The sequence below is a fragment of the Mesorhizobium sp. AR07 genome (assembly GCF_024746815.1).
Taxonomy (GTDB): Bacteria; Pseudomonadota; Alphaproteobacteria; order Rhizobiales; family Rhizobiaceae; genus Mesorhizobium.
The window spans coordinates 1,028,113-1,045,386 of sequence record NZ_CP080525.1 but is presented as its reverse complement, the minus strand read 5'-3'; the positions used below and the strand labels follow the sequence as shown (position 1 = coordinate 1,045,386).

At 63.7% G+C, this 17,274-nt stretch carries 17 protein-coding genes; 8 read left to right on the top strand and 9 right to left on the bottom strand.

The window, feature by feature from the left end; translation table 11 throughout:
* Nucleotides 1–47: 47 nt before the first annotated feature.
* On the top strand, nucleotides 48–368 hold the full coding sequence (locus BPNPMPFG_RS05580) for a (2Fe-2S)-binding protein (RefSeq protein WP_258593808.1): 321 nt from the start codon (nucleotides 48–50) through the stop codon (nucleotides 366–368).
* Nucleotides 369–524: 156 nt separating this feature from the next.
* Complete coding sequence (locus BPNPMPFG_RS05575; RefSeq protein ID WP_258593806.1) at nucleotides 525–1,553, top strand: NAD(P)/FAD-dependent oxidoreductase; 1,029 nt, start codon at nucleotides 525–527, stop codon at nucleotides 1,551–1,553.
* Between the two features lie 32 nt (nucleotides 1,554–1,585).
* On the opposite strand, the gene BPNPMPFG_RS05570 is transcribed toward BPNPMPFG_RS05575, so the two are convergent.
* Both BPNPMPFG_RS05570 and BPNPMPFG_RS05565 read right to left on the bottom strand, forming a co-directional pair.
* Nucleotides 1,586–3,064 (bottom strand): MDR family MFS transporter, encoded by a 1,479-nt coding sequence (locus tag BPNPMPFG_RS05570; RefSeq protein WP_258593804.1) that lies wholly within the window; start codon nucleotides 3,062–3,064, stop codon nucleotides 1,586–1,588.
* 214 nt (nucleotides 3,065–3,278) lie between these two features.
* Nucleotides 3,279–3,896 carry a DUF922 domain-containing Zn-dependent protease gene (locus tag BPNPMPFG_RS05565; RefSeq protein ID WP_258597069.1) on the bottom strand — a complete coding sequence of 206 codons (618 nt, stop codon included), beginning with the start codon at nucleotides 3,894–3,896 and terminating at the stop codon, nucleotides 3,279–3,281.
* 124 nt (nucleotides 3,897–4,020) lie between these two features.
* Here BPNPMPFG_RS05565 and folP point away from each other — a divergent pair, with 124 nt between their 5' ends.
* The 3 genes from folP to folK are packed head-to-tail and all read left to right on the top strand — an operon-like array spanning nucleotide 4,021 to nucleotide 5,731.
* Nucleotides 4,021–4,872: a dihydropteroate synthase gene (gene folP, locus BPNPMPFG_RS05560; protein WP_258593803.1), complete on the top strand. Its 852-nt coding sequence runs from the start codon at nucleotides 4,021–4,023 to the stop codon at nucleotides 4,870–4,872.
* Nucleotides 4,873–4,875: 3 nt separating this feature from the next.
* Nucleotides 4,876–5,235, top strand: coding sequence for a dihydroneopterin aldolase (folB, locus tag BPNPMPFG_RS05555; protein ID WP_258593802.1), 360 nt, complete (start codon nucleotides 4,876–4,878; stop codon nucleotides 5,233–5,235).
* The gene (folK, locus tag BPNPMPFG_RS05550) at nucleotides 5,219–5,731 is read left to right on the top strand and encodes a 2-amino-4-hydroxy-6-hydroxymethyldihydropteridine diphosphokinase (RefSeq protein ID WP_258593800.1); all 513 of its coding nucleotides are present in this window, start codon (nucleotides 5,219–5,221) and stop codon (nucleotides 5,729–5,731) included. The genes folB and folK overlap by 17 nt, the downstream gene beginning before the upstream one ends.
* Nucleotides 5,732–5,757: 26 nt before the next feature.
* Here the strand turns inward: folK and BPNPMPFG_RS05545 are convergent, their stop codons facing one another.
* Together BPNPMPFG_RS05545 and BPNPMPFG_RS05540 are read right to left on the bottom strand one after the other, a co-directional pair.
* Nucleotides 5,758–6,303 carry a DUF924 family protein gene (locus BPNPMPFG_RS05545; RefSeq protein ID WP_258593798.1) on the bottom strand — a complete coding sequence of 182 codons (546 nt, stop codon included), beginning with the start codon at nucleotides 6,301–6,303 and terminating at the stop codon, nucleotides 5,758–5,760.
* A gap of 14 nt (nucleotides 6,304–6,317) precedes the next feature.
* Nucleotides 6,318–8,153, bottom strand: coding sequence for a monovalent cation:proton antiporter-2 (CPA2) family protein (locus BPNPMPFG_RS05540; protein ID WP_258593797.1), 1,836 nt, complete (start codon nucleotides 8,151–8,153; stop codon nucleotides 6,318–6,320).
* A 348-nt stretch (nucleotides 8,154–8,501) separates the two neighbouring features.
* Here BPNPMPFG_RS05540 and BPNPMPFG_RS05535 point away from each other — a divergent pair, with 348 nt between their 5' ends.
* Nucleotides 8,502–8,768 carry a hypothetical protein gene (locus BPNPMPFG_RS05535; protein WP_258593795.1) on the top strand — a complete coding sequence of 89 codons (267 nt, stop codon included), beginning with the start codon at nucleotides 8,502–8,504 and terminating at the stop codon, nucleotides 8,766–8,768.
* Nucleotides 8,769–8,847: 79 nt separating this feature from the next.
* Here BPNPMPFG_RS05535 and BPNPMPFG_RS05530 read toward each other — a convergent pair whose 3' ends face one another.
* From BPNPMPFG_RS05530 to BPNPMPFG_RS05515, 4 genes are all read right to left on the bottom strand, one after another.
* Nucleotides 8,848–9,402 (bottom strand): hypothetical protein, encoded by a 555-nt coding sequence (locus BPNPMPFG_RS05530; RefSeq protein ID WP_258593794.1) that lies wholly within the window; start codon nucleotides 9,400–9,402, stop codon nucleotides 8,848–8,850.
* Between the two features lie 134 nt (nucleotides 9,403–9,536).
* Nucleotides 9,537–10,646: a YcjF family protein gene (locus BPNPMPFG_RS05525; protein WP_258593782.1), complete on the bottom strand. Its 1,110-nt coding sequence runs from the start codon at nucleotides 10,644–10,646 to the stop codon at nucleotides 9,537–9,539.
* Nucleotides 10,643–12,121 (bottom strand): YcjX family GTP-binding protein, encoded by a 1,479-nt coding sequence (locus tag BPNPMPFG_RS05520; RefSeq protein ID WP_258593780.1) that lies wholly within the window; start codon nucleotides 12,119–12,121, stop codon nucleotides 10,643–10,645. The genes BPNPMPFG_RS05525 and BPNPMPFG_RS05520 overlap by 4 nt, the downstream gene beginning before the upstream one ends.
* Nucleotides 12,122–12,197: 76 nt before the next feature.
* The gene (locus BPNPMPFG_RS05515) at nucleotides 12,198–12,701 is read right to left on the bottom strand and encodes a SixA phosphatase family protein (RefSeq protein ID WP_258593777.1); all 504 of its coding nucleotides are present in this window, start codon (nucleotides 12,699–12,701) and stop codon (nucleotides 12,198–12,200) included.
* 299 nt (nucleotides 12,702–13,000) lie between these two features.
* Here BPNPMPFG_RS05515 and dksA point away from each other — a divergent pair, with 299 nt between their 5' ends.
* The gene (dksA, locus tag BPNPMPFG_RS05510; RefSeq protein ID WP_006202025.1) at nucleotides 13,001–13,417 is read left to right on the top strand and encodes an RNA polymerase-binding protein DksA; all 417 of its coding nucleotides are present in this window, start codon (nucleotides 13,001–13,003) and stop codon (nucleotides 13,415–13,417) included.
* Between the two features lie 193 nt (nucleotides 13,418–13,610).
* On the opposite strand, the gene BPNPMPFG_RS05505 is transcribed toward dksA, so the two are convergent.
* Complete coding sequence (locus tag BPNPMPFG_RS05505) at nucleotides 13,611–14,363, bottom strand: flagellar biosynthetic protein FliO (RefSeq protein WP_258593776.1); 753 nt, start codon at nucleotides 14,361–14,363, stop codon at nucleotides 13,611–13,613.
* Nucleotides 14,364–14,585: 222 nt separating this feature from the next.
* Between BPNPMPFG_RS05505 and cckA the strand changes: the two genes are divergently transcribed.
* Entirely contained in the window at nucleotides 14,586–17,159 is a 2,574-nt protein-coding gene (cckA, locus tag BPNPMPFG_RS05500; protein WP_258593774.1) for a cell cycle histidine kinase CckA, read from the top strand.
* Nucleotides 17,160–17,274: the final 115 nt, after the last annotated feature.

The window sequence follows — 17,274 nt, the reverse complement described above, 5'->3', positions numbered from 1 at the left end:
TTGTCTGCCGGAGTGATTATCTCGGCTGCGACTCCTTCAGGTGACAAATGACCAAGCTGACCTTCATCGCCCATGACGGCACACATTTCGACATGGACGCCGAAAACGGCTCTACCGTCATGGAGAACGCGATCCGCAACGCGGTGCCCGGGATCGAGGCGGAATGCGGCGGTGCCTGCGCCTGCGCGACCTGTCATGTCTATGTCGACGAGGCATGGACGGCGCAAGTCGGCGAGCCGGAAGCGATGGAGGAGGACATGCTGGACTTCGCCTACGACGTCCAGCCGAACTCGCGGCTGTCGTGTCAGATCAAGGTGCGCGACGCGCTTGATGGCTTGATCGTGCGCGTGCCGGCCCGTCAGGGATAAGCCCAGGATATTTGCCAACTGATTTCTCCTGCCGCGGCTTGGCAGCGGAGCAATGGTCATGCAGTGTCGTGCTTGTTTCCACCACGGCGCCGCGCATCCTCTTGGCCGCGCAAAGGACGCCGTGGCACTTCTATTTGGCGCAGCGAGGCACATCGCATGACCGACATCACCAAGACAGACGTGCTTATCGTCGGGGCAGGGCCGGTCGGCCTGTTCGCCGTGTTCGAGCTCGGCCTGTTCGACATGAAATGCCACCTGATCGATATCCTCGACCGGCCGGGCGGCCAGTGCGCCGAACTCTATCCGGAGAAGCCGATCTACGACATTCCCGGCTGGCCATCGATCTCGGCGCAGGGGCTGGTCGACAGACTGCTCGAGCAGATCGCTCCGTTCAAGCCTGACTTCACCTACAACCGCATGGTTTCCAGCCTCGAAAGACTGGAGGACGGCAGTTTTCGCGTCATCACCGACGAGAACGAGGTGTTCGAGGCCAAGGTGGTGGTGATTGCGGCCGGCGGCGGCTCTTTTCAGCCGAAACGCCCGCCGATCCCGGGCATCGAACCCTATGAAGGCAAGAGCGTGTTCTATTCGGTGCGCCGGATGGAGGACTTTCGCGGCCACGACCTTGTCATTGTCGGCGGCGGCGACTCGGCGCTCGACTGGACGCTCAACCTGCAGCCGGTGGCAAAGAGCGTGACGCTGGTGCACCGGCGGCCCGAATTCCGCGCCGCGCCAGACAGCGTCAACAAGATGTATGCCATGCAGGAGATGAAGCAGCTGGAGTTCCAGGTCGGGCAAGTGACCGGATTGACCGGCGCCGACGGCCAGCTGTCATCGGCCGTCATCAAGGGGCCGGACGGCGACGTCGAGGTGCCCTGTACGCGCATGCTGCCGTTCTTCGGCCTGACCATGAAGCTCGGGCCGATCGCCGAATGGGGGCTCAATCTTCACGAGAACCTCATTCCGGTCGATACCGAGAAGTTCCAGACATCGGTGCCCGGCATCTTCGCGGTCGGCGACATCAACTGGTACCCGGGCAAGCTGAAGCTGATCTTGTCGGGCTTCCACGAGGTGGCGCTGATGGCGCAAGCGGCCAAGCGCATCATCAGCCCCGGCGAACGCATCGTGTTCCAGTACACGACCTCGTCGACCAGCCTGCAGAAGAAGCTCGGCGTCGTCGGCTGAGCCGCAGGATCGGCGCAGTTTCGCCAACCGCTCTATTCCGCCATCACCGGAGCAGGCTCGGCGTGGCCGCGAAGTGCTTTCTCCGGCATCAGGCCGAGTGTGATCAGCGCCAGCAGCAGCGTTGCCGCGGCGACAAGGAAGATCATCACGAAGGGCGCTGCCGAAACAACCTGGCCGACGGCCAGCGTGCCTTCACCTGCAAGCGGCAGGCCGTAGCCGAGGGCGACGGCACCGAGCATGGCGACGCCCAGCGCGCTGCCCAGCGAACGCAGGAAGGTCAGCACGCCGGTTGCGACGCCAAGGTGCGTGCGGTCGACGGCATTCTGGACCGATACGGTGGCGACCGGGAAGGTCGTGCCGCTGCCCACGCCGATGCAGACCGTCAGGATCTCGACAACCAGTAGCGAGGCGTGCCCGGCGACCAGGGCGAGCAGGCCGAGGCATACAATCGAAAAGAGCACGCCCACCATGGCGATCCGCTTGTAGTGGACGAAGCGCGGTATTGCGCGTCCGCTGAACGTAGCGCCGGCCACGGTGCCCAGCAGCAGGCCCAGCATCGCGAGACCCGATTCGCTCACCGAGAGGCCGACAATCGACTGCAGATAGACAGGCAGATAGACCGCCAGACCTATGTTGGCGGCTTGCAGGAGGAACATCGACGAGGTGCCGGCGAGAACGATCGGGTTGCTCAGCACTTCAAGCGAGATCAGCGGTTCGGCCGCGCGCAGCAGCCGCAAGGCAAACGCCGCCCAGAAAACCACCGAGACGGCCAGCAGCCCGAGAATTTCGCGCGACAGCCAGGGGTAGGTGCTGCCGCCCCAGTTCAACGCCAGCAGCAGCAATGCCGTGGCCACGACAAGCAGCAGCGCGCCCAGGGCGTCGATGCGATGCTGCTTCGCGGCGATCGGCAGCTTCTTGAGCGGGTTGTTGATGATCGCCATGGCCAGCAGGCCGAGCGGAATGTTGATCCAGAAAATCAGCGACCAATGCAGATGTTCGGCGAAAGTGCCGCCGAGCAGCGGCCCGGCAATGCTGGCGACAGCCCAGGTACCGGAGATCCAGGCGGCGTAGCGCGCCCGCTCGCGTGGTGGAACCAGATCGCCGATCACGGTCTGCGTCAATGTGAACAGGCCGCCGCCACCGGCGCCCTGGATCGCTCGCCCGACAACCAGCACGAACATGTTGGGAGCCATGGCGCTGACCAGCGAACCCAGGAGAAAGATCAGGATCGCCGCATAAACGGTCGGCCGGCGGCCATAAACGTCTGAGATCTTGCCGTAGAGCGGTGCCATGGCGGTCGCGGTCAGGAGGTAACCGGTGACGATCCACGGCAGATATTGGGCATGGCCGAGCGCATGGCCGATGGTCGGCATGGCAGGTGCGACGATGGTCTGATCGAGTGCCGCCAGCAGCATCGACAGCAGCACGCCGCCGATGATGGCGTTCTTTTCGCTTTCGGTCAGCGGCGTGCCGGTTTCCACCATCGTTTGCTTGTCGACAGCCTGGTCCATGATCGTTCATCCGTAAGCTTGCGATCTGACCGGCGCTGCTCGGCCGTCCAGTCACTTGGACCGCTTTTGATCGCATTGGCGTTTGAAGTCCGCGCCTGGCGAACCTGATATAAGTCGTCCCGTATAGGCCGATTTCGACAGGGGCTCGAAAGTTTTTCGAGGCTGGCACTACGCTTCGGCGAATTTGGCTTTCAGCTGACCGGCTCGAATGCGTTCAGGCCGGCGGCAGTTGACCGCTCTCTATGCGTTCGACGCGATAACGCAGCAGCCGCAGGATACGGCTTTCGAAATTGGCGCTTTCGACGCGGTCGAACTGCAGCTGGGCACGGTCATGCCTGGCGAGAACGGCGGCGGTGATTTCCGCGGCCTTGGCCTTGGCGGCGTCGCAATTCTTTTGCGGGTAGGTGGCTTTCAGGGCGTCTTCGAGTTCGCGGCCATGGTTCTTGGCAATCTCGACATGACGCTCCTCATGGCGCTTGATGTCGGCGGATAGCGTATCCCAGAACAGCCGCACATCGGCATCCGCCTTGCGTGGGCGGCGCCACTCGGGAAGGATCACCTTGACCTTGACGGTCACAACCGCGTCGGCGATCCGGCAGGAGGTCGATGTCTTCGCATAGCTGATGCGGGTGGTGAAGGCCATCTGCGTGGCGCCCGGGTGCCGCGTGCCAGTGCTTTTCACCTCCGGCCCGCGCTTGGACAGCTGTGCCTCGATGTCGTCGAGCGTGCTGCCGCCAACGGCGAAATAGCTGTACGTCTTGACGAGATTGGCCGCACCGGCCGGGACGGCGGTAACGCCAAGCAGCAGCGCGCAAGCCAAGGAATGTTTCATGCCAAGCATGGATCGTTTCATCATGTTGCCTCTTCGCCCACCTTGCTTTACGGCCGTTGCCGGCGCAACGGAATTGATCCGCCACGGATCACACATGCTTGATGAGCCCCATGGTTGATGAACAATGACGGCGAGGCAATGGCAGTTGGCGCATGGACGCCATCTCGACCTTGGCGGCAAGGCCGTGGTCGTCGGCATCCTCAATGTCACGCCCGACAGCTTTTCCGACGGCGGTCTGTTCGATGTCCCCGAAAAGGCGCTGGCCCAGGCCCGCCGCATGATGGGGGAAGGGGCACAAATCGTCGATGTCGGCGGAGAATCAACCCGTCCGGGCGCCGCCGCGATATCGGCTGATGAGGAACAGGACCGCATCCTGCCGGTGATCGAGGCGCTGGCAAGCGCAGGCGAGGTGCTGATTTCGGTCGATACCTATCGCGCCGATACCGCCCGGCTTGCGGTTGCCGCCGGCGCGCACATCGTCAACGATGTCTGGGGGCTGCAGCGCGAGCCAGACATTGCGCGTGTCGCCGCTGACACCGGCGCCGGGCTTGTCATCATGCATACCGGGCGGGACCGCGAGAAGCTGCCGGACGTGATTGCCGATCAGTTGGCCTTCTTGCGAACATCATTGGAAATCGCCCGTCGGAGCGGCGTTGCCGACGACCATATCGTGCTCGATCCCGGGTTCGGCTTCGCCAAGGAGACGGCGGAGGAAAATCTCGACCTGATGGCGCGCTTTTCCGAGCTCAATGCGCTCGGCTTTCCGCTGATGGCCGGAACCTCGCGCAAGCGCTTCATCGGCACTGTCACCGGTCGCGATGCCGCCGACAGAGGTGTCGGGACCGCGGCGACCAGCGTCATCCTGAGGCTCAAGGGCGCCGATCTGTTTCGCGTCCACGATGTCGCATTCAACGTGGACGCATTGGCGCTTGCAGATGCTATGCTGGCACGTCAAACCGACTGGGCGAGAAACTGAGCGATGTATGTCATCCGCATGAAGAATTGCGCCTTCTTTGCCCGGCACGGCGTGCTGGACGAGGAGGAAAGGCTCGGCCAGCGCTTCTATGTCGATGCCGCCCTTACCGTCGATCCTGGCCGGGCGCTTGTCGACGATTCCATCGAAGACACCGTCAACTACGGTATCGCTTTCACGGTGATCGAAAAGATCATCACGGGGCAGCGTCGTTTTCTGATCGAGTCCCTGGCGCTCGAGGTGGCCCGTGCGCTGACGGCGCGTTTTCCGCAGATCAAGAAAGCCGAGATCACGGTGCGTAAGCCCAACGCCCCGGTGCCCGGCGTGCTCGATTATGTCGAGGTGACCGTTGTCTGGCCCGAATAGCACGGTCTACCTCAGCCTTGGCGGCAATCTTGGCGACCCGGCAAAGTCGATGGGCGCGGCGTTGCGCATGCTGGACGCCGACGCGGATACCCGTGTCACCGGCGTCTCCTCGCTCTATCGCACGCCGCCCTGGGGCAAGCTCGATCAGCCGGACTTTCTCAACGCGGCCGCCGAAATTTCCACCAGGCTCGCGCCGCGCGCCCTGCTTGACCTCTGTCTCGACGCCGAGCGCAAACTGAAGCGGGTGCGCGAGGAGCGCTGGGGACCGCGGCTGATTGATATCGACATTCTGGTGTTCGGCGACCGCGTCATCCATGAGACCGGCTTGGAAGTGCCGCATCCGCGCATGCTGGAACGCGCCTTCGTGCTGGCGCCGCTGGCCGAGATCGCGCCCGACCTGGTTGTCGGTGGCCGCAGCATCACGGACCGGCTGGTTGCCGTCGACATCTCGGGTATCGAACGGTTGCCTTCCGGCCGAGATTGGTGGCTGGTCTGACGCCTGGATGGCGCGGCAGCGAGATCTTAACCGGAGAAGCCGCCACCATCCAGGAAGGCCTGCTCCCGCGGTGTCGTCTCGCGGCCAAGCATCCTGTTTCGGTGCGGAAAACGGCCGAAATTCTCGATAATGTCGCGGTGCTCGACGGCGTATTTCAGGTAGGGCTCGGCCCTGGCTTGCGTGAGGTCTACCGATATGTGCTGATCGGCGAGCAGTTCCGAATGCTCGTATGGCAAATAGAGGAAAACGCGGACTTCTTCCTCGAGCGCCAGATCATGACCCGCCGCGATCGCCTTTGCGGCGAAATACCTGGCCAGAGGATCGGTCGCGTACATATGGCCGGTGCCGCGAAAGCAGTTCCGCGGAAACTGGTCGAGCAGGACCATCAGCGCCAGCGAGCCTTCGGCATGCTCCGACCAGTCGTCGCATTCCCGCCGCGCTGCGGCGTAGTGCAGATCGAGAAAGCGGTTGCGGAAGTCGGCATCGAAGGCCTCGTTCTTCTCGAACCACGCATCCTCGCCGGCGTCGCGCCAGAATTTGGTGACAGACAAGGCTCCGCTGTCCAATTGCATGCCTAATTCCTTGTTCAACCGGTGGGCTCGGATTTGTGCAGCACGCCCGCGGTCTCTTCGTTGAGTGCCTGGCCAGGGCGCCGTGGCGTCGAGAGCGGTGTCGGGATCGGCGTGCCGATATTGCCTTTCAGGAAGCGTTGTCCGGAGCGGATGCCTTCGGCGAGCTGCGTCTCGAACCGGGCAGCGTCGCGGCGCCGGACATCCTCGATCACTTCGGCGACATCTTCCGGGTCGACACCCAGGGCTTCCAGGGTGGAGCCGCCGAAGACAAGGGCTGATTCGAAGGTTTCACGGAGTTGATAATCGACGCCGGCGCGGATGAGCTGCAGCGCGGTGCCGCGATCGAAGGCGCGTGCCAGTACGGTGAGCAGGGGAAACTCCGCCTTGATGAGCTCCGCGATGCGAACGGCGGCATCCGGCTTGTCGACGCAGATGAGCACGGCACGCGCCCGGCCGGCGCCCGCGGCGCGCAGGATGTCGAGCCGTGTGCCGTCGCCATAATAGACCTTGAAGCCGAAATCGGCCGCCGCCTGGATCATCTCCACATCATTGTCGATGATCGAGACATCGATGCCGCGCAGCAGAAGCGGCTGGCTGGCGATCTGGCCGAAGCGGCCGAAGCCGATGATCAGCACGCTGCCGGTCAGGCCGTCGGCGACGTCGATCCCGTCGAGCGACTGCTCGTCGCGCGGCGTCAGGTAGCGCAGCGCGATGATCGCCAGCGGCGTCAGCACCATCGAGATGATGACGATGGCGGTCAGCGTCGCATTGGCCTGGCTGTCGATGATGCCGACCGCGGCAGCCGCCGAATAGAGCACGAAGGCGAACTCGCCGCCTTGCGCCATGAAGACGGCACGCTCCAAAGCTTCGCGATGGCCTGACTTCAGCACGCGGGCGACGATGTAGATGCCGAGCGCCTTCATCACCATGTAGGCGACAACATAGATGGCGATCAGCCGCCAGTTCGCGACCACCACATGCAGGTCGAGCGACATGCCGACCGCGAGGAAGAACAGGCCGAGCAAGATGCCGCGGAAGGGTTCGATGTCGGCTTCGAGCTGATGGCGGAAGGTCGATTCCGACAAAAGCACGCCGGCCAGGAACGCCCCCATTGCCATCGACAGGCCGCTGAGCTGCATGGCGAGCGCGGATCCGAGAACGACCAGAAGTGCCGCGGCCGTCATCACCTCGCGGGCGCGGGCATCCGCCAGGATGCGGAAGAACGGATTGAGCAGATAACGGCCGGCCAGCACCAGTCCGACGATCGCGGCAAGGCCGATACCGACCTCCGTGAGCCGCTCCGTCAAGCTGGTGTCGGCGCCGCCAGGCGCCAGGAACGCGATCAGGGCCAGCAGCGGCACGATGGCGAGGTCCTCGAGCAGCAGGACCGACACGATGCGCTGGCCTTTCGGTGCGGCGATTTCGCCGCGTTCCTCGAGAAGCTGCATGACGATCGCAGTCGAGGTCAGCACGAAACCGGCGCCGGCGACGAAGGATTGCGAGATTGGAAAACCTCCCACCATGCCAACACCGGTCAGCAAGACCGCGCAGACGCCGACCTGCAGTGCGCCAAGGCCGAAGATCTCGCGGCGCAGACCCCACAGCCGCGACGGCTGCATTTCCAGCCCGATGATGAACAGGAACATCACCACGCCGAGTTCGGCGACATGGAGAATGGCCTCCGATTCGGAAAAGACGCGGAGGCCGAATGGACCGATCACCACTCCGGCGGCCAGATAACCGAGAATCGAGCCGAGGCCCATGCGCTTGAAGATCGGAACGGCGACAACGCCGGCGGCAAGCAGTGCCACCACCTGAACCAGATCGCTGTTCGATGCCTCTACCGCCATGCCGTCATTCCGCTCGTTTGAGGGCCGATTCCGATTTCGAAGTTCTGTGACCAAGCCGACTTCGCTGGCTTCGCCAACGCGCGTCTGCTTCGTTTTCTTTTGTTTGTCGCAGGTTCTTGCCGCAAAACCGTGGGACACTTTTGCTGAACCTGCTTAGGCCGAAGATAGGGGCTTCGGCAGGGATCGAACAGCCCGAATCCGGATCGCCGGCGATGTTGCAGGCGCGTTACACAAGTTGACGCTTGGCGCGCGTTGCATCTTGCCACAATCGAAGGCTAAGGACGCTCGGCTTCGGCCATTGAAGGGTGAGCGACGATCAAGTCGAGCCCTTTTGAGGAGATGACTGACATGAAGAAGTTTTTGTTTGCTGCCGTCGGCCTGGCGGTGCTTGCCGGTTCGGCTTGTTCGAAGGCGCCTGAGTGCACGACCGAGATCGCGACCAAGAAAGCGCAGGACATGGCTACCGCGCTGCAGGAAGCGATCACCAAGGACCCGTCCAAGGCGGCTGATCTGACGGCCAAGGTCCAGGCGGTGACAACCAAGTATCAGGGGACCACGACCTTGGCCGACGCCTGCAAGGCCTATGACGAGGTGACGGCCGCTATCAAGGGCTAAGTGGCCTCATTCGACCAGTCTAAACGAGGCGGCGACCGTTGGGTCGCCGCCTTTTTTGTCTTTAGGGATCGATGATTGTTCAGTTCGGCGCGATGGAGCCGACTTCTACGGCATCGACACGCTTCAGGCTCATGCCGATCACCGGCACCAACTGGTCGTCGACGCGCACCGCAATGGTCACCGTCATCGAATTATCGTCGGGGATGCGGGCCTGCATGACGCCGCGCAGCTGGTTGCGGTTGATGGTGAAGACCACCTTGCGGGCATCGACCACGTTGCCGCCGATGATGTCCAGGCCGGAGCCGGTCGCGCCACCCATGAAGCTGCCCTTATAGCCCTCGCGGCCCTTGCGCTCGATCTTGGCCGACATCTGCTGGGTGAACATGCCGACCCGGCAGCCGCCGTCGAGCGCCATGCCGACCTTGCCGTCCGGCGTCGAGCCGGTGAAGCTGCAGTTGAATTTGGTGCCCTTGTATTTGCCGGCGATGATTTCGCCAGGACCGATCCATTTGCCTTCGGCCGAGTGGAAGAACTGCATGTCCGGTTCCGCCGCGGATGCTGCTCCGGCAATACCGGCGACTGCCGTGATCACGGTCGCCAGGGGCAGGACGCAGGACAGAAATACGCTTTTCATCGACGACACCCGGCAACAAAGAGGCTGTTTGGAACCCGTCTGACCATGAACAAGATTGGTTAATGCTTCGTCACCGCAGGGCCGTCACCAAGCAGTCCGGCAACAATTCCGAAGGTCCAACGTTGCCGCCCGGCTTACTTGCCGGGTGGGGTCGTTTCAACACCTTTTTTGGTGGCAAACGATGTCAGCGCCGAGAGGAAATCGCCCAGTCCCGGACGCCTGGCGGCGCTGAAGGGCAGGGGGCGTGCCGTCTCCATCGCCGCGATGCCGATGCGCGCCGTCATCATGCCGTTGACGATGCCCTCGCCAAGTTTCGCCGAAAGGCGCGCCGCCAGGCCGTGGCCGACGATCTGCTGGACGAAACTATCACCCACCGCGATCGAGCCGGTGACCGCCAGATGCGCCAGCACGCTGCGCGCCAGGCGGAAGAAACCGAGCGTTCCCGGCCTTCCGCCATAAAGTTCCGAGAGGCGGCGAATGAGGCGTCCGGCCTCGAACACGACATAGGCGACGTCGACGAGCGCGCGCGGGCTGACCGCCGTCACCAGCGAGACGCGCTTGGCGGCTTCGAGAATCATCACCTTTGCCCTGGCATCGAGGGGACCGAGAATTTCGGCTTCGGCCAGACGCACCAGATTGCCGCCATCGATTATCTCGCCACGCAGCTCGGCCAGCGCACGCCGGCCGGCCGCGGTCTCGGGTTTTGCCGCGACGAAGGCCGACAGCTCGTCGACCACCGATCGTGCCGCCTTGGGATCGTCACGCGCAATGGCATCGAGCGCCCGCTTCTGCAGCTTTTCGACCTCGGCGAGGCGGGCGATCGCCAAGAACTCGCGGATCAGGATGACCACGAGTGCCAGCACGGCGATGGCCGCCATGCCGGCGGCCAGCCAGCCCAGCCATTCGGCGCGCGCGAACAGGTCGCGTATGAGCTGATCGGTCCACAGGCCGACGGCCAGCGAAACCAGGACGCCAAAGGCGCCGAAGAAGATGCTGGCGAGCAGCGAGCGTTTTCTGGGCGCGATCGCCGGCGGCGGCTCGGCGGCAACGATGTCAGGCTCGTCGAAGACATCGACCTCCGCCGGAATGACCATCGCGACATCGGTTTTTATCGCGCGCGGCTTGCGCTCGGTATCGGTCTGGGAACGAGTACCAGCCTGGGCACGGCGCGCCTCCGGCGCTTCCTGCTTCGGTGCGGGTTCCGGCTCGATGCGGAATGCCGCCGGCTTGCGGGGCGCGGTCATGCCAGATGATCTCCGATCAGGAACTGCAAGGCGCGGTCGAGCCTGATATGCGGCAGCGACAGCGTGATGCCTTCGGCCGTGCGTTCGAGTTTTGGTGGACGGAAACGGACGAAGCGGATCGCAGGATCCGCAGTGTCCTGTCTGTGGTTGGGTCCCGAAACATCGAACACCGCATCGATGTTCTCCGGTAAATCGCCAGGGAAAATAGCCGTTTCCGTCTTTCCATCAAATGTTTCGCCGTTGATCCGCTCGCCGGCGATCGGCGTGCCGATGATGACGGGAAGCGTCTCCCGGCCCTGCTTGACGGTGCCTTCGCGGGTCGCGCGCACCGCCGCCATGGCAACCACGTCGACATCGGCGCCGGTGAAATTCGCCCGTGCCACGGCGCGATCGGCAAGCCGTCGCACAATCGCCTGTAGGCGGTCATGGCTTTCGTGGTGCAGGTGGTCGGCCTTGGTCGCGGCAACCAGGATGCGGTCGATGCGCCGCGAAAACAGGTCGGTGAGGAAGCTGCCGCGGCCAGGGCGGAAGCAACTGAGGATCTCGGTCACGGCGCGCTCCAGGTCGGCCATGGCGCCGGGGCCGGCGTTCAGAGCCTGCATGGCGTCGATCAGCACGATCTGGCGATCGAGACGGGCGATGTGTTCGCGGAAGAAGGGTTTGACAACATGCGTCTTGTAGGCCTCGTAGCGCCTGTCCATCATGGCATGCAGCGACCCCGGGCGCGGGCGCGTGGCGGCGAGCCCCGCCAAGGGCGCGAAGGTCAGAGCTGGCGAGCCTTCGAGATCGCCAGGCATTAGGAAACGGCCGGGCGGCAAGGTGGAAAGCGCTCGCTCGTCGAGCTTGCATGCCTTCAGATAGGCGGCGAAGCTTTCGGCTAGGCGGCGTGCCGTCATCTCGTCGGCATCGGCGTTGGGGTCGACCTCGCCCGATAGTGCCCGCCAGGCCCGCGACAGGTCCTCGCGCACCGGCAGAGCGGCCATTTCGAAGGCTTCGCGCGAAAAATCGGCGAAGGATTTGCCAAGCAGCGGCAGGTCGAGCAGCCATTCGCCGGGATAGTCGACGATATCGACCGACAGTTTGCCGGAGGAAAACATGCGGCTCCAGCCGGAGGCCGATTCATATTCGATGGTCAGCCGCAATTCCGAGATGGCGCGTGTCGAATCTGGCCAGGCGCGGTCATTGACCAGGGCCGCGATGTGGTCCTCGTACTGGAAGCGCGGCACGGCGTCGTCCGGCTGCTGCTCGAGGAAGGCGCGGGCGATGCGCCCGGATTTCTGTGCCTCGAACAGCGGCAGGCGCCCGCCATGGATCAGATTGTGGACAAAAGCCGATATGAAGACCGTCTTGCCCGCGCGGGACAGGCCCGTGACACCCAATCGCAGCGATGGCGAAAAAAGCCCGGTGGCGCGGCCCGACAGCGTGTCGAGGGCAATCCTCGCCTCGTCGGTGAAGGTGGTCAGCGATGATGCCAAAATATGATCTCTCGGGCCTCGGTCCGCCCGATATAGGCTCTGCAACCCAGCTTTGAAATGGCACTGGGGGTCGACATCACAGGTCGGCCGGTGTCAGGAACGCTTCGAGATAGCCGTCGCCCTGGGCAGCTTTCGCCAGATCGCCGTCGAAGCGAACGACCGCCAGGCCCGAAGTCGGGAAGCCATGGTTGAGCGTTGCCCGCGCCGTCTCGTCGCCGTCGCCCGAAACCGCCATGGCGAGATCTTCCGTCATCGGATTGTGGCCGATAACCAGCAGTGAATCCGATCCGCCATTGTCCCGGATGAGGCGGAGGTAGCCGGCGGCATCATCGCTGTAAAGCGAACCAAGGAACAGGACTCGGCCAGTATCGGTCTGGCCGGCCAAGCCTTCCAGCGTCTCTTTGGCGCGCTTGGCGTTGGAGCACAGGGTCAGGTCCGGAACATAGCAGCGGGACCGCATGGCGGCGCCCATCATCTCGGCATCGGCGCGGCCGGATGCGTCGAGCGGACGATCGAAATCACGCATGCCGGGTAGCGCCCAGCCGGCCTTGGCATGTCGCAACAGATAAAGCCTGCTCACCCCAACCCTCCGCCGGCGCCGAATGCCGAAGCTCCCAGGATTAGCCACGAGAATGGCGTCGCGCACAATGGCCCGCGTTCTTCGAACACGCCGAATCACCCATGGTGCGGTGCCGCAAAGGCGCTCGTGTATCGGCAAAGTGGCGCAGCGCGGTTTGGTATCAAAACGACCTTACGCCGACGCAAAGGTGTCCGCCGCCGCACATTAACAATTGCGTGAGACGGCGGCCGATTGCGCTTGTGCAGGCGTCGGACCGCGAATATATAGGCGCGAAATTTGGGGCTGTTTGGGTGAGTCGAATGAACGACATCGTTACCGCCGATTACGTACCCTCCGAAGACGAGCCGTTTATGAACGAGCGGCAGAAATCCTACTTCCGCCTGAAGCTCGTCACTTGGAAGAATGACATATTGCGCGAAGCGCGCGAAACACTCGAAATCCTGCAGCAGGAAAACGCCAACCACCCCGATCTTGCCGATCGCGCCTCTTCGGAAACCGACCGCGCCATCGAGCTCAGGGCCCGCGACCGTCAGCGCAAGCTCATTTCAAAGATCGATTCCGCCCTGCAGCGCATCGACGAAGGCACCTATGGCTATTGCGAGGAGACCGGCGAGCCGATCGCGCTGAAGCGGCTCGATGCGCGCCCGATCGCGACCTTGTCGATCGAAGCGCAGGAGCGGCATGAGCGCCGCGAGAAAGTCTATCGCGACGACTAAGGGTCAAGGCGGGCGGCGCACGGCAAGCCGTCACGAGCGACGTTGATTTTGAAAATGGCCGGTTTTCCGGCCATTTTTGTTGGCGCGCCACACACCTGTCGGGACACCAAGAAATCCCAGGCCCTGACGTGTTTCTGGGCCTGAGGTTCCGGCACAAACAGATCGCGGTCTTTTCAGACGGACTGGCGGCCGCTCATCTCTTCTGGCTGGAGAGTTCGCCCAGCAGCTTCGTCATTTCGTCGTCGAGCGATGGCGGCGCTTTCGCCACCGGTTTGGCCACCGGGCCGCTCGAACGCGGCTGGTCGAGCGACACTTCGAGTTCCTTCATCAGCGTATCGTCGATGCTGTCCTGTCTTGGCGGTGGCGGCGCATGCCTGACGGTATTGGCGTTCGCGGATCCATAGGCGGGCAGCGGCGTGACATTGGTCGGCTGGTAGCTTTGCGCCACCGGCTTCGGTGCGGGTGTGGGTGTGGGTACTGGCGCCGTTTGGCGCGGGCGGGCAGGCGCCGCCATGTTCACCGGTTGTGGAGCGGGTGCCTGCCGCGCCGGCGCCGGAGCGGGCTGCGGCGGACGCGGCCTTGCCACTGGGGCCGACGCGGCCGGGACCGGCTGCAGGCCGCCATCTCCGGTCAGCGCCGGACGGCGCGGCGCCGAAAGCCGGATGTCGCGTTCGACGACGACGTCGGTCGGACCACCGATCAGAAGCAGATGTTCGATGTCATCGCGGCGTATCAGCACCAGCCGACGATGGCTGTCGACGGCGGTGGCATCCATGACGGCCAGCCGCGTCTTGCGGTTCCTGCCGCCGGCAACGAAGGTTCCAAACGTCAGATTGCGCACCAGCTTGACGATGACGAGGACGATGACCAGCAGGACGAGTGCTGCAAACGTCCACAACAGGGCTGCGGCATAACCGGGGCCCGCCACGCTATCCAGCCATTGCATTGGTTTCCCCTGATTGTCCTTGGAAGTGACGCGACACTAGACTGTTGCGGCGGGCCACCGCAAGTTGCCTTTCACGCTTGGTAACAGCTTGAAAACTCCAAAGGCCGCAAGACATCATTTTTATCCGACATTTGCCGCCCAGGCCTTTTCCGGTCTAGGAGAATGTGATTCAACCCGCTAGGGGCGGGTGTCGGAACACCGGAATTCACGAGCAGGGGACATATGGCCAAGGAAGCGCGTGGCGATTTCTATCCGGTACCGATCGTCGACCAGAATACGCGACCGGGTGCGGTCACCCGGCTCATCATTTTCATCATCGTTCTGACGGGGGCCGCGATCGTCTTCGGCCTTTTCCGCGAGCGTCTCGGCGATCCTTTCCTGCTCGGCATGCTTGGCGTGCTGGCGATGATCGGTGTCGGCTTCCTGTTCGCCACGGCGATCGGCTTCGTGCAGGTCACGCCACGCTCGTCGGGCGACGAACTGTCGAAGGCATTCGTCGATTCGATGGCGCAGGGCCTTCTCGTCACGGACACCAAGGGCCGGGTGGTCTACGCCAATCGGGCCTATGCCGACATGACCGGAGCGTCGTCGGCGGCCGACCTGAAGACGGTCGAAGGGTTGCTCTCGGACGTTCCCGAAGCCTCGGTGACGATCTATCGGCTGGCGTCGGGCCTGCGCGACGGCCAGCCGGGCGACGGCGAGTTTCGGCTGGCACAGTCCATCCGCCCCGGTGCCGAGCCGGGCGCCCGCTGGTACCGGGCGCGCGCCCGCGCCTTCAGCGTTCCGGGCCAGCGGCTGCCGATGCTGGCCTGGCAGCTTGCCGACATTTCGCAGGAGCGGGCCGAGCAGGAGCGTTTCTTTCTCGATTTGCAGAAGGCGATCGATCACCTTGACCACGCCCCGGCTGGCTTCTTTTCGGCCGACCAGGAAGGCCGCGTCACCTATATCAACGCGACGCTCGCCGAATGGCTGGGCATCGACCTTACCAGCTTCACGCCCGGCTCCGTCTCCTTGCCGGAGATCGTGGCCGGCGACGGCATGGCACTGGTCCGCTCGGTCAAGGCCGATCCCGGCACGACACGCAACGCGGTCATCGATCTCGATCTGACGACGATGACGGGCGAGGCGCTGCCGGTGCGCTTCATGCACCGCGTTTCAGCCAGCCGCGAAGGCCTCAACGGCCCGACGCGCACGATCGTGCTCAACCGCACGCAAGGCGAGGACGCCTCGGCCGATTTGCGTGCTTCGGAAGTGCGCTTCACCCGCTTCTTCAACTCGACACCGATGGCGATCGCGGGGGTTGACCATAACGGGCGCATCCTGCGCACCAATGCGCCTTTCCTGTCGCTGTTTTCGTCCGTTGTCGACCGCGATGCCGTCGATCGCCGCGTGCGCCTCGACACGGTGATCCATGAGCGCGACCGGCCAGCCTTTGCCGCGGCCTTCGAAAAGGCGCAGCAGCGGCAGGCCGACATCGAGCCGATCGACACCCTGCTGCCCGGCAACGACGACCGGCACATCCGCTTCTACGTCAACGCGGTCGCCGACGGCACCGGCGGCGAGGGCGCCGAGGAGTCGGCCATCGTCTACGCCGTCGAGACGACGGAGCAGAAGGCGCTCGAAGGGCAGATGGCGCAAAGCCAGAAGATGCAGGCGGTCGGCCAACTTGCCGGCGGCATCGCGCATGACTTCAACAATGTGCTGACCGCCATCATCATGGCGTCCGACCTTTTGTTGACCAATCACCGCCCGTCGGACCCGTCCTTCCCCGACATCATGAACATCAAGCAGAATGCCAACCGGGCGGCTTCGCTGGTGCGGCAATTGCTGGCCTTCTCGCGCAAGCAGACGCTGCGGCCGGAAGTGCTCAACCTGACCGACGTGCTCGCCGACCTCAGGATGCTGCTCGCCCGCCTGGTCGGCAACGACATCAAGCTGAAGGTCGATCATGGCCGCGACCTGTGGCCGGTCAAGGTCGACATCGGCCAGTTCGAACAGGTGGTGGTCAACCTCGCGGTCAACGCGCGCGACGCGATGCCGACCGGCGGCGACCTCACCGTGCGCACGCGCAATGTGACCGCAGAGGAGTGCAAGGCCTTTTCCTACCGCGAACTCACCCCGGCCGACTATGTCGTGGTCGAGGTCGAGGATAGCGGCAGCGGCATCGCGCCAGACGTGCTGAAGAAGATTTTTGAGCCGTTTTTCACCACCAAGGAAGTCGGCAAGGGCACCGGTCTTGGCCTGTCGATGGTCTACGGCATCATCAAGCAGACCGGCGGCTTCATCTTCTGCGATTCCGAGGTCGGCAAAGGCTCGACTTTCCGCATTTTCCTGCCGCGTCATATCGCCGAAGCGAAAAAAGCAGGCTCGCCTGACGATGTGCCGGCAGCACCAGTGAAAGTCGCCGATACAGCCAAGGATCTGTCGGGCTCGGCCACGGTGCTGCTCGTCGAGGACGAGGACGCAGTGCGCATGGGCGGCATGCGGGCGCTGGTGTCGCGCGGCTACACCGTGCACGAGGCATCCTCGGGCGTCGAGGCGCTGGAAGTGTTCGAAGCGCTGGGCGGCAAGGTCGACATCGTCGTCTCCGACGTGGTGATGCCGGAAATGGACGGGCCGACGCTGCTCGGTGAATTGCGCAAGCGCCAGCCGGACATCAAGTTCGTCTTCGTGTCCGGCTATGCCGAGGACGCATTCGCCAGAAACCTGCCGGCAGACGCGCATTTTGGCTTCCTGCCAAAGCCGTTCTCGCTCAAGCAGTTGGCGACGATCGTCAAGGATGTGCTGGAGTCTTAGTGACGCCTAATTGATGTTCTTTCCTTGCACAGCGCCGTGACGACGGTGCTGTTGCCGGGCGACCCGCAACGCGCTGAAGGGTGGCGCAAACTTTTTCCGGAGGCACCGCGCTGCT